The 21,692-nt window shown below is 69.6% G+C and carries 19 protein-coding genes; 4 read left to right on the top strand and 15 right to left on the bottom strand.

The genetic code is table 11. From position 1 onward, the window contains the following. The first annotated feature begins 14 nt into the window (after window positions 1-14). Window positions 15-1,571, top strand: coding sequence for an amidase (locus ACLBYB_RS30500; RefSeq protein ID WP_447701061.1), 1,557 nt, complete (start codon window positions 15-17; stop codon window positions 1,569-1,571). 32 nt (window positions 1,572-1,603) lie between these two features. Here the strand turns inward: ACLBYB_RS30500 and eutC are convergent, their stop codons facing one another. The 12 genes from eutC to ACLBYB_RS30440 all read right to left on the bottom strand — a co-directional run bounded on the left by eutC (window position 1,604) and on the right by ACLBYB_RS30440 (window position 14,739). Continuing rightward, window positions 1,604-2,380, bottom strand: a complete 777-nt coding sequence (eutC, locus tag ACLBYB_RS30495; protein ID WP_447701060.1) for an ethanolamine ammonia-lyase subunit EutC — start codon at window positions 2,378-2,380, stop codon at window positions 1,604-1,606. After that, complete coding sequence (locus ACLBYB_RS30490; protein WP_447701059.1) at window positions 2,377-3,780, bottom strand: ethanolamine ammonia-lyase subunit EutB; 1,404 nt, start codon at window positions 3,778-3,780, stop codon at window positions 2,377-2,379. Before ACLBYB_RS30490 ends, eutC begins: the two co-directional genes overlap by 4 nt. Window positions 3,781-3,808: 28 nt before the next feature. Further along, window positions 3,809-4,588 (bottom strand): inositol monophosphatase family protein, encoded by a 780-nt coding sequence (locus tag ACLBYB_RS30485; RefSeq protein WP_447701058.1) that lies wholly within the window; start codon window positions 4,586-4,588, stop codon window positions 3,809-3,811. Window positions 4,589-4,599: 11 nt separating this feature from the next. Next, a complete protein-coding gene (locus tag ACLBYB_RS30480; protein WP_447701057.1) occupies window positions 4,600-5,535 on the bottom strand; it encodes a phosphotransferase in 936 nt (311 codons plus the stop codon). 10 nt (window positions 5,536-5,545) lie between these two features. Then, window positions 5,546-6,526, bottom strand: coding sequence for a phosphotransferase family protein (locus ACLBYB_RS30475; protein ID WP_447701056.1), 981 nt, complete (start codon window positions 6,524-6,526; stop codon window positions 5,546-5,548). Beyond that, on the bottom strand, window positions 6,523-7,815 hold the full coding sequence (locus ACLBYB_RS30470) for an allantoate amidohydrolase (protein ID WP_447701055.1): 1,293 nt from the start codon (window positions 7,813-7,815) through the stop codon (window positions 6,523-6,525). The genes ACLBYB_RS30475 and ACLBYB_RS30470 overlap by 4 nt, the downstream gene beginning before the upstream one ends. Further along, on the bottom strand, window positions 7,808-8,566 hold the full coding sequence (locus ACLBYB_RS30465) for a DeoR/GlpR family DNA-binding transcription regulator (protein WP_056530356.1): 759 nt from the start codon (window positions 8,564-8,566) through the stop codon (window positions 7,808-7,810). The genes ACLBYB_RS30470 and ACLBYB_RS30465 overlap by 8 nt, the downstream gene beginning before the upstream one ends. 105 nt (window positions 8,567-8,671) lie before the next feature. Next, complete coding sequence (locus ACLBYB_RS30460) at window positions 8,672-10,522, bottom strand: ABC transporter ATP-binding protein (protein ID WP_447701054.1); 1,851 nt, start codon at window positions 10,520-10,522, stop codon at window positions 8,672-8,674. Continuing rightward, window positions 10,522-11,442 (bottom strand): ABC transporter permease, encoded by a 921-nt coding sequence (locus ACLBYB_RS30455; protein ID WP_447701053.1) that lies wholly within the window; start codon window positions 11,440-11,442, stop codon window positions 10,522-10,524. The genes ACLBYB_RS30460 and ACLBYB_RS30455 overlap by 1 nt, the downstream gene beginning before the upstream one ends. Then, the gene (locus ACLBYB_RS30450) at window positions 11,442-12,422 is read right to left on the bottom strand and encodes an ABC transporter permease (protein ID WP_447701052.1); all 981 of its coding nucleotides are present in this window, start codon (window positions 12,420-12,422) and stop codon (window positions 11,442-11,444) included. Before ACLBYB_RS30450 ends, ACLBYB_RS30455 begins: the two co-directional genes overlap by 1 nt. Before the next feature lie 57 nt (window positions 12,423-12,479). Further along, on the bottom strand, window positions 12,480-14,039 hold the full coding sequence (locus ACLBYB_RS30445; protein ID WP_447701051.1) for an ABC transporter substrate-binding protein: 1,560 nt from the start codon (window positions 14,037-14,039) through the stop codon (window positions 12,480-12,482). 574 nt (window positions 14,040-14,613) lie between these two features. Then, a complete protein-coding gene (locus ACLBYB_RS30440) occupies window positions 14,614-14,739 on the bottom strand; it encodes a hypothetical protein (protein WP_280141595.1) in 126 nt (41 codons plus the stop codon). On the opposite strand from ACLBYB_RS30440, the gene ACLBYB_RS30435 reads away from it, so the two are divergent. Beyond that, on the top strand, window positions 14,726-16,177 hold the full coding sequence (locus tag ACLBYB_RS30435) for a carbohydrate porin (RefSeq protein WP_447701050.1): 1,452 nt from the start codon (window positions 14,726-14,728) through the stop codon (window positions 16,175-16,177). The two genes, ACLBYB_RS30440 and ACLBYB_RS30435, sit on opposite strands and share 14 nt — an antisense overlap. 371 nt (window positions 16,178-16,548) lie before the next feature. Here ACLBYB_RS30435 and ACLBYB_RS30430 read toward each other — a convergent pair whose 3' ends face one another. Continuing rightward, the gene (locus ACLBYB_RS30430) at window positions 16,549-17,049 is read right to left on the bottom strand and encodes a winged helix-turn-helix transcriptional regulator (protein ID WP_447701049.1); all 501 of its coding nucleotides are present in this window, start codon (window positions 17,047-17,049) and stop codon (window positions 16,549-16,551) included. Between the two features lie 107 nt (window positions 17,050-17,156). Between ACLBYB_RS30430 and ACLBYB_RS30425 the strand changes: the two genes are divergently transcribed. Both ACLBYB_RS30425 and ACLBYB_RS30420 read left to right on the top strand, forming a co-directional pair. Next, window positions 17,157-18,374 (top strand): MFS transporter, encoded by a 1,218-nt coding sequence (locus ACLBYB_RS30425; RefSeq protein ID WP_447701048.1) that lies wholly within the window; start codon window positions 17,157-17,159, stop codon window positions 18,372-18,374. Between the two features lie 553 nt (window positions 18,375-18,927). Continuing rightward, window positions 18,928-19,320 carry an inorganic diphosphatase gene (locus ACLBYB_RS30420; protein WP_447701047.1) on the top strand — a complete coding sequence of 131 codons (393 nt, stop codon included), beginning with the start codon at window positions 18,928-18,930 and terminating at the stop codon, window positions 19,318-19,320. Between the two features lie 218 nt (window positions 19,321-19,538). Here ACLBYB_RS30420 and ACLBYB_RS30415 read toward each other — a convergent pair whose 3' ends face one another. Next, window positions 19,539-20,423 (bottom strand): NAD(P)H-hydrate dehydratase, encoded by an 885-nt coding sequence (locus ACLBYB_RS30415; RefSeq protein WP_447701046.1) that lies wholly within the window; start codon window positions 20,421-20,423, stop codon window positions 19,539-19,541. Continuing rightward, window positions 20,420-21,184: a histidine phosphatase family protein gene (locus tag ACLBYB_RS30410; RefSeq protein ID WP_447701045.1), complete on the bottom strand. Its 765-nt coding sequence runs from the start codon at window positions 21,182-21,184 to the stop codon at window positions 20,420-20,422. Before ACLBYB_RS30410 ends, ACLBYB_RS30415 begins: the two co-directional genes overlap by 4 nt. Between the last annotated feature and the right edge of the window lie 508 nt (window positions 21,185-21,692).

Raw genomic sequence — 21,692 nt, 5'->3', positions numbered from 1 at the left:
GTCCGGAGTTCCCCATGGATGCTGCCCCGATCGACGCGCCCGACCTTGCCGGGATGCTGACCGAGATGACCGTCGCCGACGTCCAGGCCGCCTTCGCCCGCGGCGTGACGGCCGAGGCGCTGACCGAAGCCTTCCTGGCGCGGATCGAGACCTACAATCCCCGCTACAACGCGATCATCGTCCGCAATCCGCACGCCCTCGACGAGGCGCGCGCGATCGACCGCCGCAGGGCCGCGGGCGAAGCCCTCGGGCCGCTGGCGGGCGTGCCGGTCGTGATCAAGGACACGATGGACGTCGCCGGCCTGCCGACCACGGCCGGCTGGCACTTCCTCTGCGCCGAGGCCGGGGGGGTGGACCTCGTGCCCGCCACGGACGCGCCTGTGGTGGACCGCATGCGGGCGGCCGGCTGCGTCATCCTCGGCAAGACCAACGTGCCCGTGCTGAGCGCCACCGGCAGCCACGCCAACGACAGCTGGGCCGGTCCGACGCTCAACGCCATGACGCCCGACCTCCTGCCCGGCGGGTCGAGCGCCGGCACCGCCACGGCCGTCGCGGCCAGCCTCGCGGTCCTGGGGCTCGCCGAGGAGACCGGCGGCTCGATCCAGAATCCCGCCTCGGCGCAGGGGCTCGTCGGCATCAAGCCGACCTTCGCGCTCGTGCCCAATACCGGGGTGGTCCCGCTCGCCGGCAGCACGCGCGACGTGGTCGGGCCGATCGCCCGCTGCGTGCGCGACGCCGCGCTGACCCTCGATGCCCTGGCCGGCTACACGGCGGCCGACCCGAAGACCGTGGCCGGGATCGGCCGCCGTCCGAAGGGCGGCTACGCCGCCAAGCTGTCCGACACGGCCCTGCGGGGCAGACGCCTCGGGCTCTACGGGCCGGGCTGGCGCGACCGAGCCCTCTCGGCGGAGACCATCCGGCTCTACGCCCGGGCCCAGGCCGAGATCGCCGAGCGGGGTGCCGCCCTGGTGGCCGACCCCTTCGCCGGAAGCGGCTTCGCGGAGCTCGGCCAGCCCGTCGCCGGGCTCGATCACTACGACGCCCGGGGCATCGAGAGCGTGCTCTACGACCTCCACCACTATCTGCAACGGCTCGGTCCGCAGGCGGCCTACCGGACCCTCGCCGACTTCGACGCCGCCACGAAGGCGGAAGATCCCCTCGCCCCGGGCGGCGTCCTCGACTGGATGAATCAGGTGCCGGCCTTCGCGGCCTGTCGCGCCGATCCCCTCGCCCCGCCGGATCTCTCGGATTTCCTGGCGGCGCGCGAGCGGTACCTCGACATCTTCACCGCGGTGATGGCCGATCACGGTCTCGACGCCCTGGTCTTCCCGCAGACCCGCGACGCGGTGCCGGCCCTGCACGGGTCGGAGACGATCCACGAGACCACCGTCTGCGAGATCAACATCGCCGGGCTGCCGGGCGTGGTCGTGCCGGCCGGCCGCTACGCCTCGGGCTCGCCCTTCTGCCTGATCTTCGTCGGACCGCTCTGGAGCGAGGCCGACCTCCTCGGACTCGCCTACGATTACGAGCAGGCGACCCGCCACCGACAGGCCCCCGACCTCCGGGCCTGAAGCGATAGCCCCCGCCGCGAACCCGGTGGGGGCTATCCGGCCGGCAGCGCCTCCGGGTCTGCGGGATCGTCCCGGCGCAGCGCGACGCCGCTGGTGCCCTGGGCCAGCATCGCCCGCAGCAGCGCCTCCATCTGCGCGGCGGCCGCCTCGACCGAGAGGCCGCCCTCCCGGATGTTCGAGATGCAGTTGCGCCGCGCGTCGGGCAGACCCGGCGCCGGGCCGTACGTGACGTAGCAGCCCAGGCTGTCCGAGGCCGACAGGCCCGGCCGCTCCCCGATCAGAACCACGACGCAGCGCGCCCCGAGCCGCGCCCCGATCGGGTCGCCGATCGCCACGCGCCCCTGGCTGGCGATCACCACGGGCGCCAGACTCCAGCCGGCCCGCCGCACCCGCGCCGCCAGCGCCGCCAGCGCCGGCACTGCGTTCAGCGCGACCGCCGTCGCCGACAGACCGTCCGCGATCACGATCGCCACGTCGAAGCCCGGCCCGCCGTGCCCGTCGAGCGCGGACGCGGTCCCCGGATCGAGGCTGCGGCCCCGGTCCGGACGGCGCAGGTACTCGGCCCGGTCGGACGCGGCCGAGCGGACCTCGACCGAGTCCAGGCCCTGCGCCCGCAGCCCTTCGCGGATCGCGGCCGCGTCCAGGGGCGTCCACACCGCCTCGCGGGCGCGGGCATGGTCGAGCCCGAAGGCCAGCGCCGCGCCGGTCGGCAGGCCGGCCCCGTGCGCGCCGAGCGCGATGCGCGCCTGGGTCAGCCCACGCAGGTCGCGCAGCGTCGAGGGGCCCGGACGGGCCGGCTCGCCGCTCATGCCGCCCGCCCGGGCAGGAGCCGGGACGCCTCCGCCAGGGCCGGGGGCAGCGCGCCCGTCGCGCTGGCCAGCCGGCCCTGCCCGTCCGTGATGCCCACGGCCCGCAGCCACGCCTCGAATTCCGGGGCCGGACGGCGACCCAGGGTCTCGCGGGCGTAGACCGCGTCGTGGTGCGACAATGACTGGTAGTTCAGCATCACGTCGTCCGCCCCCGGCACCGTGATGACGAAGTTCACCCCGGCCGCGCACAGCAGGGTCAGGAGCGCGTCCATGTCCTCGCCGTCGGCGTCGGCGTGGTTGGTGTAGCAGACGTCCACGCCCATCGGCAGACCGAGCAGCTTGCCGCAGAAGTGGTCCTCCAGCCCGGCGCGGATGATCTGCTTGCCGTCGTAGAGGTACTCGGGACCGATGAAGCCCACGACCGTGTTGACCAGCAGCGGGTCGAACTCCCGCGCCACCGCGTAGGCGCGCGCCTCCATGGTCTGCTGGTCGACGCCCCAGTGGGCGTCGGCCGAGAGCGCCGAGCCCTGGCCGGTCTCGAAGTACATGAGCTGCCCGCCCTCCGGGCAGCGGCCGAGCGCGCGGGCAGCGTCCGAGGCCTCGCGCAGGACGGCGAGGTCGACGCCGAAGCCGGCATTGGCCTTCTGCGAGCCCGCCACCGACTGGAACACGAGGTCGACGGGCGCCCCCCGCGCCATGGCTTCGATCGCCACCGTGACGTGGCCGAGGCAGCAGTGCTGGGTCGGCACGTCGAGGCGCAGCCGCAGGGTCTCGAGCAGTTCGACGATGCGGATGTAGTCCGGCAGGGAATCGGTGGCCGGATTGACGCCGATGACCGCGTCGCCCGAGCCCATCAGCAGGCCGTCGAGGGCCGAGAGCAGGATGCCCTCGGACGAGTCGGTCGGGTGGTTGGGCTGGTTGCGGGTGGCGAGGCGCCCGGGCAGGCCGATCGTGGAGCGGAAGCGCGTCACCACCGGCCGCTTGGCGGCCACCGCGACGAGGTCCTGCAGCCGGCAGATCTTGGAGACCGCCGCGACCATCTCGGGCGTGAGGCCGGGCGCGAGGGCAGTGAGGGCGTCCGCGTCGGCGGCGGGCGCGAGCAGCCACTCGCGGAAGGCGCCGATCGTCAGGGATGAGACCGGCGCGAAGGCTTCCGTGTCGTGCCGGCGGGCGATGAGGTCGGAGACCTCGTCCTGGTCCGAGGGGATCAGCTCCTCGGCCAGGAAGGTCTTGAGCGGCAGGTCGGCGAGGGCGATTTGCGCGGCCAGGCGCTCGACCGGCCCGTCGGCGCAGAGCCCGGCGAGCTGGTCGCCCGAGCGCTCCGGCGTGGCCTTGGCGAGCAGGCTGCGCAGGTCGGGGAAGGTGAAGCGTGTGCCTTCGATCGTCGTCGCGTAGGCCATGCGGGCGCTCCCGGCGCGCTGTCGGATCTCAGGGAACCCGATCCTGCAGGATGTCGAGGGCGGCCTGGTGCAGGTCGGGTGTGGCGGCGGCGAGCACCCGCCCGTCCGAGTCGAGGGTCAGCGCGGAGCCCGCCCAGTCGGTGATCACGCCGCCGGCCGCCTCGATCACCGGGACGAAGGCGAGGTAATCGTAGGGCTGCAGGCCGGTCTCCGCGACCAGATCGCAGTGGCCGGAAGCCAGCAGGCCATAGGCGTAGCAGTCGCCGCAGAACCGCCGGATGCCGACGCGGTCGACGAGGCGCCGGTAGCGCGCCGCGTCCGCCCCGGAGAAGCCGTCCGGCGTGGTCGTGAAGAACCGCGCGGCGGCGAGGGTCCGGCAGGTGCCGGTCCGGGCCGGCGCCCCGTTGAACGTGGCCGCGCCCGGTATGCCCGTCCAGCGCTCGCCGAGGGCCGGCATGTCGATGACGCCGATAATCGGCCGTCCGCCGTCGAGGAGGGCGATCAGTGTTCCGAACAGCGGCAGCCCGGTCACGAAGCTCTTGGTGCCGTCGATCGGGTCGATGACCCAGACCGGCCCCTGGCCTGGTGTCACACCCATCTCCTCGCCGACGATGCCGTGCTCCGGGAAGCGCGCCGCGATCCGCTCGCGCAGCAGCGCCTCGATCGCCCGGTCCGCCAGGGTGACGGGGCTCGCATCCGCCTTGGCGAAGATGTCGAGGGCCGTGCGGAAGTGGCGCATCGCCACCGGTCGGGCCGCGTCGGCGAGTCCGGTCGCGAAGGCCAGGATCTCGTCCGCGGTGGGAAGCATCACCGGCACGGTCAGAGAACCTTCAGGAAGGCCGGCCACCGCGTGTCGTTCATGATCGATCGGGCGCGCATGTGCTTCCAGATGCCGTACTTGTAGAAATCGAAGTCGAGGTCCGAGATGCGGTTCTGCACCATCGCCCAGGTCGACCATTTCACGTCGGCCAGGGCTTTGTGCACCATCAGCCGGGCGAAGAGCTGGTCGCTGTACCGGCCGAAATACGCCTCGATGATCGCGCGATCGACGTCCTCGGAGAAGAACATCTCGCCGCTCCAGATCGCGAGATCGTAGAGGCGATCGTTGTTGGAGGCGTACTCGAAGTCTATCAGCAGGATCGAGCCGTCCTCCCCGATCAGGAAGTTGCCGGGCATCGGGTCGTTGAAACACGGCACGAGGTCGATGCCGGACGCCTCCAGGGCGGCCCGGGCGAGGCGCGTCTGACGGGTCAGCCACGCCTGGTCGGGCGGCAGCAGCGCGCCGAGATCGACGGCCTGCCGGTCGTGCTCGTCGATCATGTCGAACACTGTCTTGGTGAGCGGCAGCAGGGGGGCGCCGTGGAAGCGGCGATAGAGGGCGATCGCCTCGTTGCGCACGGCCGCGTCGGCGAAGTCGCGGTTGGTCGAGGGGCGGCGGCCCTCCACGAACTCCGCGATCTCCACGTCTTCCGCGTCGAGATAGTCGAAGGTGCGCGGGCCGAGGCCGATTGCCTCCGCCTGCCGGCTCGCGGCGCGGGCGGCGGCCCGGTCTATGAACATCTCGGTGCCGCGCCCGGGCATCTTCACGAAGTACGGGTGCGCCTCGCCGGCGACCTCGACGCGCCAGTTCGTGTTGCTGATGCCGCCGAGCACCGGCCGATAGTGCATGGGCCGACCCTGCCACGGGGCGACCCGGTGAAGGGTCGCCTCGAAGGCCCGCTCGGCCTCTGTGCGTCCGCCTCCGAGAGGGATCATGCCGCGCTCCTCAAAGCGTCCTCAGGGTTTCCTCGAAGTCCGGGCGGCCGACCCGCGCTCGGCAGCGCAGCAGGCGCCAGCTCGCATATTTCCGGAACTCCAGGCTCCGCCGGGGCGAGGCGCGGTCCATCGTCAGCGCCCGCAGGCCCCAGTACAGGTCGTCGGCGGCAGCGTAGGCGCGGCAGCGGCTGAACACGTCCGCCCGGCAGGCCCCCTCAGCGATTTCGATGCCAAGTCGCATCTCGCTCTCGAACGGGCAGGCCTCGTTGAGGAAGGCGCCGAGCTGATGGTGCGGGTCGGTATCGCAGGCCATGTCGAAGTCGACAAGGCGCAGCGCGCCGTCCGGCGCGAACAGCAGGTTGGAGGCGTGCGGGTCGGCGTGGGCCGGCCGGCACCCGGTCCCGGCGGCGGCGAGCGCCGCCTCGATGGCGTCGACCCAGTCGAAGAGGAACCACCCGTCCGGCGGCAGGTCCGCCGGCAGGGTCTCGCCCTCGGCGCCGAGCGCCGCGCGCAGGGTCCGGATGCCGTCGAAGACGCTCCACCGGCGGCCGAACGGCGCGCCGGCGGCGATGCGGTCAAAGGCCCCGATCACCGCCGTCATGGCGTCGGGCTGGCGCAGGCGGTCGAGGGACGCGGGGCGCCACTCGGGGCCGAGTCGCCGGAACAGGATCGCCCCCTGCGCCCGCGCCAGATGCAGCGGCTCGGGGCCGAGCCCCAGCGCGGCGACGCGCGTCGCGGCCTCGAACGAGGCCGCGGGGTCGATGAGAGCGGCGGCGGCCGGCTCGGTGACCTTGAGGAAGTAGTCCGGATCCGCGTCCGGCGCCGTCGCCACCAGGAAGGTGGCCGACTCGACGCCGTGGTACGACGGCGACGCCGCGCCTGGGCAGGCCACGTCGTAGCGAATCGGCCGGTCCGCCAAGAGGGGGATCGCCGCGAGGGCCTCCTCGGCCAGCCGCTCGTGAGCGCCGTCGGGCGCGCCTGGCGCCTTCAACGGCCCTCTCCCCCGGTGCCGAGGGCCGCGAGCCCCTCCGTCGCCAGCAGCATCAGCATGTCGGCCAGGACCTGGGTGCCGAAGGCCCGATCCTCCGGGGCCGCGAACTCGGTCGGATGGTGCATGACCCCGTCCCGGCAGGGCACCGCCAGCACGATCGCGGGGCAGACGGCGGCGAGGCTGATCGCGTCGTGGCCGCCGATCGTGTCGAGGGGCCGCGGCGGCGCGTCGTTGCGGGCGCCGGCCCGCTCCGCGAGCCGGACGAGGCCGGGATGCATGGCGCCCGCGGGCCGCAGATCGATGGCGCGGACCTCCGAGTCGACGCCGGCCCGCGCCGCTGCCGCGGCGATGAACGTCCGGAGCCGGGCCTCGGCCTCCTCGAGGATCGCCGGCGCGCCGGAGCGCAGCTCGATGAACAGCACCGCCTCACTCGGCACGGTGTTGGGCGAGTTCGGGAACACCTCCAGCCGTCCGACCGAGGTGTGCAGGTCGAGCCCGTAATCGCCGGTCATGTCCTTCAGGTCGGCGATCAGGTAGGCGGCCGCGAGCAGGGCATCGCGGCGCTCGGCCATCGGGGTCGGGCCGGTATGGGCCTGCCGGCCGAGGAAGGCGAGGCGATACTTGGTGGCTCCCCAGTAGCGGGTGAAGGCACCGAACCGCTTCCCCTCCCGCTCCAGCACGGGGCCGCCCTCGATGTGGAGCTCGATGAACGCGTCCGGGACCGGGACCGTGTCGGTCCCGGCGTAGCCGATCGCCTCCAGGGCGTCGCCGACCGCGATCCCGGCGCCGTCGCGCCGGTCCAGGGCCCAGGCCAGCTCGGCCTGGCCGGCGAACACGCTGCTGCCGAGGAGGCTCGGCTGGAAGCGGGCGCCCTCCTCGTTGGTCCAGTTGGCCACGACGAAGTTGCAGGCCGACCTCAGCCCGCGCTCCGCGAGGGACGCGCCCACGGCACGGATCGCCTCGCAGGCCGCGACGACGCCGAGGGCACCGTCGAAGCGGCCGCCGTTGGGCTGGCTGTCGAGGTGAGAGCCGACCATGACGGTCGGCGCGTTGCCCCCGGCGAGGTCGACGCGGCCGAACTGGTTGCCGATCCGGTCGACCTGCGGCGTGAAGCCGTTCTCCCGGAACCAGGCGCCGAGCCAGTCGCGGGCGGCGCCGTCCTGGGCCGAGAGCGCGAGGCGCGTCATCGACCCGTCGCCGCCGCCACCGAAGCGCGATACGGCGTCCATCATCCCGTGGAGGCGTGCGGCATCGATCTGCACGGAGGACGGCGACGGTATCTCAGGCATGGAGCACATCCACGTTCAGGTGCCGGAAGGCGTCGGCGAAGTCGCTCGCCAGGGGCGCGTTGGTGACGAGCGTGTCGACGTCGCCGAGACCGAGGGTCCGGATCGTGCCGAGCCGCCCGAATTTCGAGCTGTCGGCCAGGATCACCGAGCGCCGGGTCTGCTCGACGGCGGCGCGGCGCAGGACCGCCTCCTCTTGGCCGAGATCCATGAAGCCGTGCTCGCGATGCACGGTCACGATGCCCATGACGGCGAGGTCGTAGACGTGCTCGCGCACGGCTGCGACGGTGCGGTGGCCGAACAGCCCGCGGTAATGCGGCTTCATCTCGCCGCCGAGCACGGTCACCTGCGACTGCGGATCGTCGGCGAACAGGGTGGCGATGCCGATAGAGTTGGTGTGGATGGTGATCCGCCGGCCGACCAGCTGCCGGGCGAAAGCCAGGGTCGTGGTGCCGGTGTCGATGAAGACGGTCATGCCGTCCTCCACCAGGGCCAGGGCGGCCGACGCGATGCGCGCCTTCTCGCGCATGCCGACGCGCGCCCGCTCGTCGAAGGGCTGATCGTCCTTCTTCTGGTCGATGACGGCGCCGCCGTAGACCCGGCGGGCATGCCCGCGCATCTCCAGGTCCCGCAGGTCGCGCCGGACCGTCTCGGTGCTGATTCCGAGGCGGCTCGCCAACTCGTTGACCGATACGCGACCGTCGCGCTGCAACTCCGTCAGGATCAGTTGCAGGCGCGGCTCGGTTATACTCATCGGCGTCCGTCTCCCAAGGGTTGTAATCCCTCGCGACGGGACGCAACCTAGGAACGGGTTGGCACGGTCCTCGACGGGCCGCAATTCATCGGGTTCCGTCATCTGTTAACCTGCTGCCTCGACGTGGACCGGCCGCGCGCCGGGAGCTGTGACGCGGTGGCAGGCGGCGAGCGCGCCCGCGCCGCGCATCACGAGGTTCGGACTCTCGGCCGCGCAGGGCGCGAAGGCCCGGGGACAGCGCGAACGGAAGGCGCAGCCGGCCGGAAGGTCGATCGGGCTCGGCGGCTCGCCGTCGAGGAGGCACTCCTCGGGGCGGTAGCGGCGCTCCTCCAGGGTCGGCATCGCCGACAGCAGGGCCTTCGTGTAGGGGTGGCCCGGATCGAAGAACAGTCGCTCGTTGTCGGCGAGTTCCACGACCTCGCCCAGGTACATGACGGCGACGCGGTTGCAGGCTTTGCGCACCATCGCGAGATCGTGGCTGATGAAGATGTAGGTGAGGCCGTGTGCCCGCTGAAGCTTCTCGAACAGCGCGAGCAGCCGGAACTGCTCGGTCTGGTCGAGCGCCGAGAGCGTCTCGTCCATCAGAAGGATCTCGGGCTCGAGCACCATTGCGCGGGCGACGTTGATGCGCTGGCGCTGCCCCGCGGAGAGGCCGACGGGCAGCGCGTCGTAGAGGGCGGTGCTGAGGCCGACATCGTTCATGACCGCGCGGACGCGCTCGCGGATGCGGGCGGCATCCCGCCATCCGTGGGTGCGCAGGGGCGCCTCGAGCATCGCGCCGATGCCGGTGCGGGGGGGCAGCGAGTTGAACGGGTCCTGCAGCACGAGCTGGAGCTTGCGGCGGAACCCGAGCAGCGCCGGTCCCGCGAGCGGCGCGATGTCCTGCCCGTCGCACAGGATCCGGCCGCCGCTGGGCCGCTCCAGGCGACTGAGCAGGCGCATCAAAGTGGACTTGCCGCAGCCGCTCTCGCCGACCACCGCGAAGCTGTCGCCCCTGTGGATATCGACGGTCACGTTGCGCACGGCGCGGAGCGCGCTCGTCCCCGCGAAGGTCCCCCGCTCCCGTACCCGGTAGGTCTGCGACACGTCCTCCAGGCGGATGACCGGGCGCGCTTCGGAGTGGTCGCGCGCGGGCTCGCCGGTGCGCGGCAGCGCGGGGGAGCGGGTCCAGATGGTCGGGATCTGGGCGACCAGGTCGCGGGTGTAGGCGTGCCGCGGCCGGGCGATCAGCGCGTTGGTCGGCTGCTCCTCGACGAGGCGGCCCGCATCGATGACGAGCGTGCGCGACGCGGCCTCCCGGGCGACCGGGAGCGACGAGGAGACGAACAGGATCGCCGTCTGGAAGCGCTCTGTGAGCTCGCGCATCAGGCGGATGACCTGGGCGGCCACGGTCACGTCGAGGGGCTGAGTGACGTTGTCGGCGACGAGGAGCGCCGGATCCGAGATCATCGCGTCCACCAGCAGCGCGCGCTGCATCATGCCGCCGGAGAACTGCGACGGGTAATCGTGGAAGCGCCGGGCGGCGGAGGGTATCCGGACCGCGTCGAGCAGCGCGACGACCCGGCGGCGCGCCTCCGCGGCCGCGACGGCGGGATTCACGGCCCGCATCTTCTCGGCGATCTGGTGGCCGACGGGCAGCGTGGGGTCGAGAGAGCCCATCGGGTTGGCGCCGACATAGGCGATCTCCCGGCGCAGGGGCCGCATCGCGCGCGGGGCGAGACCGAGGATGTCCCGCCCGCGGAAGCGCACCGTCCCGCGCGCGGTGAGCGGCGGCTCGAGACCGTTGACCAGGGCCTTCGCCAGGACCGTCTTCCCCGCGCCGGTGGCGCCGACCACGCCGACGATCTCACGCGGCGCGACGTCGAACGCGATGCCGTCGAGGATCCGTCGCCCGGCGACGGGCCCGGCGAGGTCGACGCTCAGGTCGCGGACGAACAGGACCGGCGGCGTGTCCATCAGGCGCCTCCGTGGATCGCGTCGCGCGCCCGCTCGCACGCCGCGCCGATCAGGTTGAGGCCGACGAGCGTGAGGCCGAGGAAGACGCCCGGCATGGTGGCGATCCACCACGCGTTCAGCAGGTACTTCCGGCCATCCGCGATGATGTTCCCGAAGGTCGGCGTCGGCGGCTGCACGCCCAGACCGAGGAAGCCGAGCGTCGATTCGAAGATCATCATGCGGGCGATGTCGAGCACCGACGTGAACAGGATCGGCGGAACCAAGAGCGGGGTCAGCAGCGTCAGCGCGATCCGGGTATGGCTCGCGCCGGAGACCTGCGCCGCCCGGACGTACTCGCGCCCGCGCTCGGCCATCGCGACGGAGCGCGTCACGCGGGCGTAGACGGGCCAGTTGGACAGCCCGAGCACGAGGATGATGGCGGGGATCGTCGGTCTCGAGACGCCGAGCACCGCGATTGCCAGGATGATCATGGGGATCGAGAGCTGCGCGTCGGTGACGCGCATGATTACCGCGTCGGTCCGGCCGCCGAGATAGCCCGCGATCATGCCGAGCGCGCAGCCGATGACGAGGGTCAGCGCGGTGGCGGCGACGCCGATCAGGACGGAGTAGCGCAGGCCGATCAGGCAGCGGACGAGCATGTCGCGGCCGATCTGGTCCGTGCCGAGCGGGTGCGCCCAGCGCCAGTGCGGACCGGCGAGGAGCGGCGGCAGCAGGCGGGCGCGAACATCCATCTTGCCGGGATCGACGCCGCTGAGCTCGGGATAGAGGAGAGTGGCCAGGACCAGGACCCCGAGCAGACCGAGGCCGATGCGGAAGCCGGTCGCCCGGGCCGCGCGTCCGAGGATGCGGCGCCCGATCGAGCGGGCGCTTCCCGTATCGACCGGAGCGGTCCCCAGGGTGAGGCTCGACTCGACGCCCATCAGTAGGCGAGCCTCGGATCGATGATCGTGGCGGCCAGATCGACGAGGATGTTTATTACGACGAAGATCGCGCTGGTGACGATCGCGATGCCCTGGATCAGCGGGAAGTCGCGCTGCAGCACGGCGTTGATAGTGAGCAGGCCGAGCCCAGGATAGTCGAGGATGTACTCGACGATGATCACGCCGCCGAGCAGGCTGGAGAACTGGACGCCGAGGAGGTTGAGCAGCGGCACGGCGGCGTTGCGCAGGACGTGCGCCCCGACGATCCGTGTCTCCGTGAGACCGCGGATGCGGCCGACCGCGACGTAGGCCTCGCCCATCTGGGCGGCCACGGCGCCCGAGAGGGTGCGGATCAGCACCGGGGACAGTTCCACCGCGAGCACGATGGCCGGGAGGATCGTGTAGGAGAAGCTCCCGTAGCCGACAGCCGGGAGCCAGCCGAGCTTCACCGAGAACAGGAGCGCGAGCACGATCGCGAGCCAGAAATTCGGCAGCGAGATGAAGATCGACGAGACCGCGAACGCGAACCTGTCCGCCAGGCCGCCCGGCCTGAGTCCCGCGGCGATGCCGAGGAGCGACGAGAAGGCCAAAGCGAACGTCAGCGCCAGAGCCGCGAGTTGGAGCGTCATCGGCAGCGCCTCGCCGATGAGGGCGGCGACGGACGCCCGCTCCGTCCGGGTCGCGTCGTCGAAGTTCGCCCCGCCCGTGGCCGCGCCGTTCGCGGGCCGCACGAAGCTGTGGCCGAGGTCGCCGCGCACCACCTGCCCGGCGTAGCGGCCGAACTGGACCAGGATCGGATCGCGCAGGCCCATCCGCTCGGCGATCTGCTCCACGAGGGAATCCGGCGCCATCCCGCCGACCATCAGGCGCACCGGGTCACCCGGAACGACGCGCAGGAGCGTGAAGATCAGGAGCGAGACCAGGGTGATGATGATCGCCCCCTGCGCGAGGCGCCGGGCGAGGAAGCTGAGCACGAACATCGGACGATGGGGTTATGGGATGGCGCGCCGCCGGACGCGGCGGAGCGTGGGTTCCGGTCAGGCCGTGCGCGCGGCGTCGATCGAGCCGTCGGGGTAGATGAACAGGCCCTTCAGGTCGGCCTGCATCGCGTGGATCATCGCCGAGGTGAAGAGCGAGAGGGCCGGCGCCTTGGCGGCCAGGAGCGGCATGGTCTCGGTCTGCAGGATCGTCCTGCGCGCCTCCAGGGTCGGCGCGTTCCGCTCCTTGTCGAGGCTCGCGTCGACCTCCGGATCCTCGAGACCCGTGATGCGGTGCGAGGACGCGTGGAAATGCGTGCGCAGCACGAGGTCGGGCTCGGGCGATCCGGTCGACCAGCCGCAATCGATCATGTCGCCCGGTCCGCCGCCGGGGCGGTGGTAGAGGCGCTCGTTCCAGGCCGCGGGTTCCAGCACGGTGAGGGTGACTGGGAAGCCCTGTTCGTTCAGCATCGCGGTGATGATCTCACCGTATTCCTTGGTCTTCGGGTAGAAGCCGACCGAGGTGATGTATTCCAGCGGCGGCAAGCCCTTCCCTTTCGGGAAGCCGGCCTCCGCCAGCAGCGCCTGCGTCTTGTCCGGGTCGTAGGCGGGATAGTTCTTCAGGTCGACGTAGCCGAACTTCACCGGCGAGACGAAGTTCGACGAGGCATGGCCCGCGGAGCCGAGGACATCGAGGATGACGCTCCGGTCGATCGCGTGGCAGGCGGCGAGGCGCATCCGGACGTCGTTGAACGGCGGCTTGGAGCACCGGAACCACAGGTACTTGTTCTCGACCGAGACGATCCGGCTGACGGCGATCTTCGGATTGCCCTTGACGGTCTCGACCTGCTCGGGCTCCAGGCGCTCGACGATGGAGGCCTGCCCGTTCATCAGGGAGAGCATCCGGGTGGTCGAATCCGCCGTGAAGGTGAAGTCGATGCCGGGGATCGCCGGCTTCCCCTTGAAGTAACCCTCGTTCGCCTTGAGTACCGTGGTGTTGCCGCGCTGCTCGACGAAGCGGAACGGGCCCGTGCCGTTGAGGCGCTTGGCGAGGATGCCGCCGGGCCCCTCGGCCACGTCTTTCGCCGACATGATCGGCAGGAACGAGGCCAGGAAGACGAAGAGGTGCGCCGGATACCCGCCCTTCGTCGTATCGACGATCACCGTGCGGTCGTCGGGCGTCGTGATCGCGAGCGTGTCGGTCGGTCCGGGATACCATTGCGCCGGTCGATCGGGCTGCGCGCCGTACTCGAAGGTCGCCTTCACGTCCTCGGCCTTGAACGGCTTCCCGTCGTGGAATGTGACCCCGTCGCGCAGGGTGATCTGCAGGCGGTGCGGGTCGAGAAGCCTGATGTCGGTCGCCAGTTCGTAGACCACCTTGCCCGGGTCATCGAGCGTCATCGGTGTGCGCGTGAGGAAGCCCATCACGAACCCCTCAATGTTCTTCTGCGAGAGTGTCGTGTGGGCCGTCGGGTCCCAGTTCCCGGTGATGTTCTCCGCCGACAGGAAGACCAGAGGCCTCGCGCTCTGGGCGAAGGCCGAGGAGATCAGGACGTCGGGGTTGATCTGCGCGCACGCGGCGATCGCACCGAGCCGCTGAAGGAACCGCCTGCGATCCATCCCGTCGCCCTCCACCTTCGAACCGACAGCACATATCGGTCAAAAACCACACAGCAAACCACGTGCCACTGTCATGAACCGCGCGAGCGGACGGAATCGGCGCTCGTCGCCGCGCGCGCGGCACTGGGATGCGCGAAGTTCGGGCACAATGCTCGCGAACTAACCGCACTGCCAATTATCGACTCCCCGGCGCCGAGGATGCTCGTTCAGCGAGCAAACGCGGCATCAATCTCGTGTGACAAGGCAATATGCGCCCCAAATTTGCACTTATACAACGCGAAGTGGATGTTTTCTCGGTGTCTTGAACAAAAGTAGTGGGATTAAACCGCCGTCTCAGCATTGCGCGCCCCGATCACCCTACCTCGCTCGACTGTGGCCGAAAAATCTCGACTCGGTCAGACTACACAAAAACCATGCACGACCCATTGACGATGCGGAATCTCTCATGACACGTTGAGGCATCGATGAGTTCGGACCCGCGAGAGTAGCGGTGTCCTTCGGCGAGACCGGATTCGGCTGACGACCGAACCGTGATCGGCCCGTCATCGAGAAGGCGCGCAGAACGCCGAACCAGTCACACCACCGGCACCGAATGGGTTCCGACGGCTCCCGGCCGCTCGGCCTGCCGCTCCGCGGCCGGCCCGCGCACCGGCACGCGCCGGCCGGGCCCCCGAACGGAGATCACGATGATCGGGGACATGTCGCGCTTCGCCTCACCGTCCGGGACCGGCGCGGTCCTGGGCCTGCTCGTGCTCGGATCGGCACTGACCGCGCATCCGGCCGCCGCGCAGACCGCGACACCGGTCGAGACCTTGAGCGATCAGACGCAGGCGCGGACGAACCCGGAGATCGCCGCCAAGGCGGCGTCCCCGGTCCGCGTCGGTCCGCTCGCGCCGTGGGCGACGGAGATGGCCGCGGCCGGCTTCACCTTCGACATCAACATGTACGACTTCTATCAGGCCAACCCGTCCGCGGGCCTGCGCACGGGGCAGCAATCGAATTCCGCGTACTTCGTCCTGTCGATGACGGCGGACATGCAGAAACTCGCCGGCATCGCGGGCGGCAGCATCAACTTCACCGAGACGCTCTTCGGCCTCGTGCGCAACCTCAACATGGCCGGCGACATCGGCGATACGACGGTCGGGTATCAGCCGCCCTACAATCCGAACGACAACCGCCTGTCGCTCCTGACCTATCAGCAGAAGCTGCTCGACGACCGCCTCGTGATCGAGGTCGGCCGCACCCATCCGGGCCGCTACTATGCCCTGCCGCCCTGCAACTCGATCAACTCCTGTTTCCAGGACATCCTGTATCTCAACGCCGGCTGGACTTCGCCGCTCTACGCGGTCTGGGGGGCGAATTTCGCCTACAAGATCTCGCCGACCACGTACATCCAGGCTGGCGCCTTCAGCGTGAATCCCGGAACCAACGTCCTCTCGGGCTACGACTGGGGCTACGAGCGCCTGTCCGGGGCCCTCGCCATGTTCGAGGTCGGCCGCGTGACCGATTACACGCAGGGAGCCTATCCCGGACGCGCCTCCTTGACGGGCTTCTTCAACTCGGCCGATCACGACGACAACTTCAAGACTGTCTTCGGAACGTCCAAAGGGCTCAATCCCGGCACGCCGGTCCTCCAGAAATCCGGGACCTCGGGCATCGTGCTGACCGGCACGCAGACCCTCTGGCGGGCCGACGGCGGGCGCGAGGTCAATCCGCACCCGACCGCGATCTCGGTCTATACGGGGACCGGCTACGCCTTCGATCCGACGATCCCGATCCGCTTCAACAGCTTCGTCGGACTGCTCCTGCAGGCCCCGGATCAGAGCCGCCCCCTCGACACCTACGGCATCAAGATCAACTGGCAGCGTCTCAACGAGAACTACACGCGCTTCCTCGCCGACGCGAACTTCATCTCGGGCGGGACGGGCGCTCCCTTCTCCCGGGACAAGTTTGTGTTCGAGCTCAACGCCCACTTCGCGATGCCAGGCGGCGTGGTCTTGGAGCCGGTCGTACAGTACCTCGTGAACGGCAATTCCTACTTCAATCCCTACACGGCAAGCCGCCCCAAGGACGGCTTCTACGGCGGCTTCACCCTGTCGGTCCCGCTCGGCACGCTGCTCGGCTTGGCTCCGGGCTGAGACGCGACCGCTCCGCCTGAGCGGCCATCTCCGAAGCACCCAGGCTGCGCGGGCGCTCAGCTGACTCCGTCGTCCGGCCTAGGTCGCGAACCCATAACGGCTGGCACGGTTGAACCGCGGCGTCGTTAGCCCTCTGAGCAGGAGGGCCTTGATGGCGCGGTTTGATCTGACGGATGCGGAGTGGGCGGTGATCGAGCCGTTGATGCTGGCCGTAAGCCGCCGGTCCGTTTCGGAGAAGGTCCGCGGGAAAAGCGGACGCCCTCCTATCGCCCCATGCCAGCCGTACAGGCGGATTTCGGCGCTTCCAGAAAGCAGCCATTGATCGGTCGGCTGGCAACTTCGGCTTGCGCGGCAAACCGGCGTCTATCCTTTTACCTGCAAGTGGATGTTCCGGCTCCCCTCGCCGGTACGGCTCCAACTCTATCGTCGCTCGTCTTCCTCACACACACCTCGGTCCAGGCCAGGGGACGCCCCTTGGCCGAGTGCAACGCCATCCGCGCAACTGGGAGGCCCGTCGCCGTGTCCACAAGGGCGGATCGGCTCTCGTCGGTACGGTAGAGGTGATCCTCGCCCCACTGCCGAAGGGCGACTATGACTAGGAAGAGGCCACGGCCCTTCTCGGTGAGAACGTACTCGCGGTAGGCGCTGCCGTCCGAAGCCGCCGCAGTCTCCAAGACACCGCGCTCCGTGAGGTCGCGAAGCCGGGCCGCCAGCATGCCCTTCGCGATGCCGAGGCCAGCCTGGAACTCGCTGAAGCGCCGCACACCATCGAAGGCGTCGCGGATAATGAGGAGCGACCACCAGTCGCCGATGACGTCGAGGGCACGAGCCACCGGGCATGCCGCGCTGCCGAAGCTGACCCGCTTAACCATCCTTCCCGCTCCCACTCGAGTAAACTGGTCCTAAATTAGAACTAGATTATGGCGAGCACAAGTGGTCTCAACATGAAACCAAAACGGGCTCATGCAGGACAGGACTGATGCTGCACGCGGATAAGTGCCGAAACCCGAACCGGGTGAACACCGGCCTGACGCGAGTCACGACGCTGCTCCTGGCGGTGGCCGCCGGCCTCAGCGTCGCAAACGTCTACTACGCCCAACCCCTTCTCGACTCGATGGCGCGGGATTTCAGGATTTCACCCGGTGCCGCCGGTCTCGTCGTGACAATGACCGAGGTCGGCTACGGGCTGGGCCTGATCCTCATCGTACCGCTCGGCGACCGCGTCGACCGCCGCCGTCTCGTTCTCGTACAAGGCGCACTGTCAGCGATCGCGCTGGTCGTGGTGGCCACGGCGGGGATGGAGGTCATGCTCTTTGCCGGCATGGCAGCGGTGGGCCTGCTGGCCGTCGTGGTTCAGGTGCTGGTGGCCTACGCTGCGACGTTGGCGAGGCCGGCCGAGCAGGGCCGGGCGGTCGGGACCGTGACGAGCGGCGTCGTCACCGGCATCCTCGCCGCCCGCTTCGTGGCGGGGACGGTGGCGGACCTCGGCGGGTGGCGGGCCGTCTACCTGACCTCCGCCGGGCTCACGCTCATGATGCTCGGTCTCCTTGCCCTCACCCTGCCGCCGCATCCGGCTCAGGACCGCGCGGGTAGCTACGCCGCCACGCTCCGCTCCATACCCGCCCTATTCTTGCGCGATCCGATCCTGCTCGTGCGAGGCATCCTCGCGCTCCTCGTCTTCGCGGCCTTCAGCACCTTCTGGACGGCGCTGGTGCTACCGCTCAGCGCTGCGCCCTTTGCCTACTCCCACACGCAGATTGGCTTGTTCGGCCTCCTCGGCATGGCCGGAGCGCTCGCCGCCGCCGTCGCCGGCCGGCTCGCGGATCGCGGCCTTGGTCAGTGGACGACGGGCTTGGCTCTGGCGATCCTGCTGGGCTCTTGGGGGCCGATCGCATTGCTGGCGGAGTCGATCCCTCTCCTTCTCGTCGGTGTCGTCCTGCTCGACCTCGCGGTGCAGGCGGTGCACGTCACAAATCAGAGCATCCTCTTCGCCCGGCACCCTGAGGCTCGCAGCCGTCTCGTGGGCGGCTACATGGTGTTCTATGCGGTCGGCAGCGCCGTAGGCGCAATCGGCGCGACCACGGCCTACGCCCATGCCGGCTGGCTCGGGGTCTCGGCGCTCGGAGCGGCATTCAGCATCCTCGCGCTGGGCATATGGGCCTCTACATTGAGCCTCCATCGGCCGGCCCGGGCCTAGTTCGGCACCTTTGTATCAGTGAGGTGCCGCGGCTTCCTGACGCCCTCCCTCGTTGAAAAGGCTGCAAACGGCAGCTTTTTCGACAATCGAACAGGAAGCGGACCCGCCAAAATCCACCCTTCCCAGTCGTTCACAAGCACCGGCTGATGATACCAATGCTGGCCGAAAGTGGCTCGTCTGTTCGTGGCGATCGAAGCATCGAACGCGGACTCTCGATACGGCTTGGTCGGTTATCTCAGATTGACCTAAAGCGAATTTCGGGAACATTCGCTTGAAGGCGATCTGATCGGCCTATCGCAACCGAGCTTGGCCGAAAGCGGCATGGCTGACCGCGGCCGCACTTGCCGCTGCAGGACCGGACTGGCCTGACCTGACCGGCTGGCTGGGGAACGAGCATCACGAGCCACCGCCCACGCTTCCAGCTCGGGAGGGCTTCGGTATGGGACCCCCGGAGAGGCAGTCTCCGGTAAAGCTCGAGCGTTCCTACGGACCCCGCGGTTTCATGCCGGGTTGCCCATGCTGCGATGCCGCTGAAGCGCCCCGGAGCCTGATTTTGCCTCAAACCGTCCCGCCCCTAAGCCGACTGCCGACGTTCGGCCAGGAAGGCCACGTCCAAGTCGTCGTCGAAACGCTGAAGGGCAGCCCGAACAAGTACGCCTACGCCGAGGCGCACGGGACTTTCCAGTTCAAGATGGTCCTGCCGGAGGGCACGAGCTTCCCGTACGACTTCGGCATGATCCCCTCCACCAAGGGGGCCGACGGTGACCCACTCGACATCCTCATTCTCCTGGATGCGCCTGCCTTCCCGGGCTGCCTGTTGGAGGCGCGCTTGGTGGGCATGATCGAGGCTGAGCAGCAGGAGCGCGACGGCACCTGGGAGCGCAACGACCGACTGATCGGCGTGGCCGTGAGCCCGCACCCACGCGCACGTCCACGGGCTCGATGACCTGCGCCCGGGCATGTTAGACGAGGTCGAGGCGTTCTTCGGCCAATACAACTAACTCGCAGGCAAGGAGTTCAGGGTGCTCCGGCGCGGAGACGCTAAGACCGCTCTCGCTTTTGTTCGGCACGGGAGCGAGGCTCCGAGCGGAGCATAGTCTCAGCATCTTGGTTCTCTCGCCGGCTTTCGGAAGCGATACGCAACGCGCTGAAGGCGCGGCTGCCCTATGCAGCAGTCTCGCGGAGCAGTCGCGGCACCTCGTTTGAGAGCTCGCGGGCCAGGAAGCCGACGGGGCCGACGGACGCGGCCAAGCGCTTGCCGGCCTCGCCGTGCAGGAATACGCCCCACAGGGCGGCGGCCATCGGCGCCAGCCCGCGCGCGAGTAAGCCGACGACGAGACCCGCCAGGACGTCGCCCGAGCCCGAGGTCGCCAAGCCGACGCCGCCGCCTTCGTAGAGCCAGCGTGAGCCACGCGGATCCACGATCCAAGTCTGGGCGCCCTTCATCACCACCACCGTCCCGAGCAAGTTGGCAGCCGCGAGCGCCGCATCGAGCGGGTGCGCCTCCACCGCCTCCCGGCTTCGGTCCAGGAGCTGGGCCATCTCGCCGGCATGCGGTGTGATCACCACCCGGCCCCCATGCGGGCGGACGTCCGCAGCGTGTTGGGCGAGCCCGCAGACCGCAGCCGCGTCGAGGATGAAAGACGCGTCAGGCAGCGCCTTGAGCAGCCGCATTGCCAGCGCGGTCGTCGGGCCGTCTTCGATCAGCCCCGGCCCGACCAGCAAGGCGTCGCAGCCCTTCGTCACCTTGAGCAGGCATTCCGCCGAACGTTCGGCGTCCATGCCGCCCGCCGAGGTCTCGGGCAGGCCGACGACCATCGCCTCGGGCACGGCCAATCCCATGCCAAGAGCCGCGCTTTGTACCGTCGCGATCTTCAGCTTGCCCGCGCCAGCACGCAAGGTCGCGACTCCGGCGAGCAGGGCGGCGCCCGGTACGGACGCCGCACCCGCGAGCACCAGCGCGCTCCCGCGCTCGTCCTTGCTTCCCTCGCGCGGCATGGGAAGCGGGAATGCCTTCAGGCTGTCCGCTGTGAGGATCTCGTGCGTCATCTGGCGGCCTCTTCCGCATCGGGCTCGGAAGTGACCGGAGCCCCGGCCTCGACCACGGGCGCGACGAAGTTGTAGCGCTCCAGCGAAAGCTTGCTTGTGGTGCCTTCCACGGGTCGAAAAGCGTACTCGGTGACGGAGCAATTGGCGACGTCACCAGCGGCGTCGACGGCCAGGATCTCCGCCTCCGACATCTCCTCGATCAGGTAGCGCAGACACAGCACCACGACCTGATGCGCGACGATAAGTACCCGTCTCTCGGCATGGTGCAACGAGATCGTGTCCAGGGCGCTCCTGAGACGCAGGATCACGTCGCACCAGCTCTCGCCGGACGGCGGGCGGTGGTAGAATTTGCCCAAGCGCCGACGCATCTCGGCTTGCTCGGGATGCAGTTCCTCGACGCCGGTCCGCGTCAGCCGGTCGAGGATGCCAAGCTCCTTCTCGCGCAGCCGCTCGTCGACGATCAGATCCGGCGCGTCCTGCGCTAGGCCTCCGGCAGCGCGGATGCGATCGGCGGTCTGTTTGGCTCGAAGGTAGGGTGAGGTCAGCACCGTGTCCGGGCGCTCGGCCGGAGGAAGGTCCTTGAACCAGCGCCCGACGGCATCCGCCTGATGCTCGCCGCGTGCGCTGAGCGGCACATCGACGTCCCGTTCGGCGATGTCGATCCGCGCCAACCTCGCACCGTGGGCGGCGTCGGCCGCGATGTTGCCGGCGCTTTCGCCGTGCCGCACGATCCACAACCGGCTCGGCCAGCGCTGCTGCATGGGTTGTCTGTCCTCCCGTCGCGTGCGCTAACGCCCGGTGCGCCTGCCGGTTCGGGGTAACGAGCCTGCGGGGAAGATGATGTAGTTGAACCGGCCGTTTGGGTGTTGGCCTCCCGCCGGCCGCGCCCAGAAGCGGACAGATCGCATCCGGCCAGTTCGTTTCGAACGCCGCATGTCGGCTTTACGGTGTCTCAGGCCATAACCAGACCATCTCAAAACCACCCGACTGAGACTTTCGTGGCGGCACCGTTGGCAACCGGATCTGGCCGGAAGCGGAATGACTTGTGTGGATGGCTCCCGCATTGCAAGTGGCGAATTGAGCTTCTGACGGGTTGGTCGGGTGCAGTCTTGTGTCCGGCCTGTCGATGCAGTCGTTCATGTTGACCGCTGGCCCTGATGGTATCCGTGAGCTGGGTCCCACTCTGCTTTGCGGGCTATGACGCCCTGGACATTCGGCGGGGTGTCCCGGCTCCCGGTCTGACCGGTTCGCCATCAACTCTCATCGTCC

The sequence above is a fragment of the Methylobacterium sp. D54C genome (genome assembly GCF_053345595.1).
This window is presented reverse-complemented; position numbering and strand designations above follow the sequence as displayed.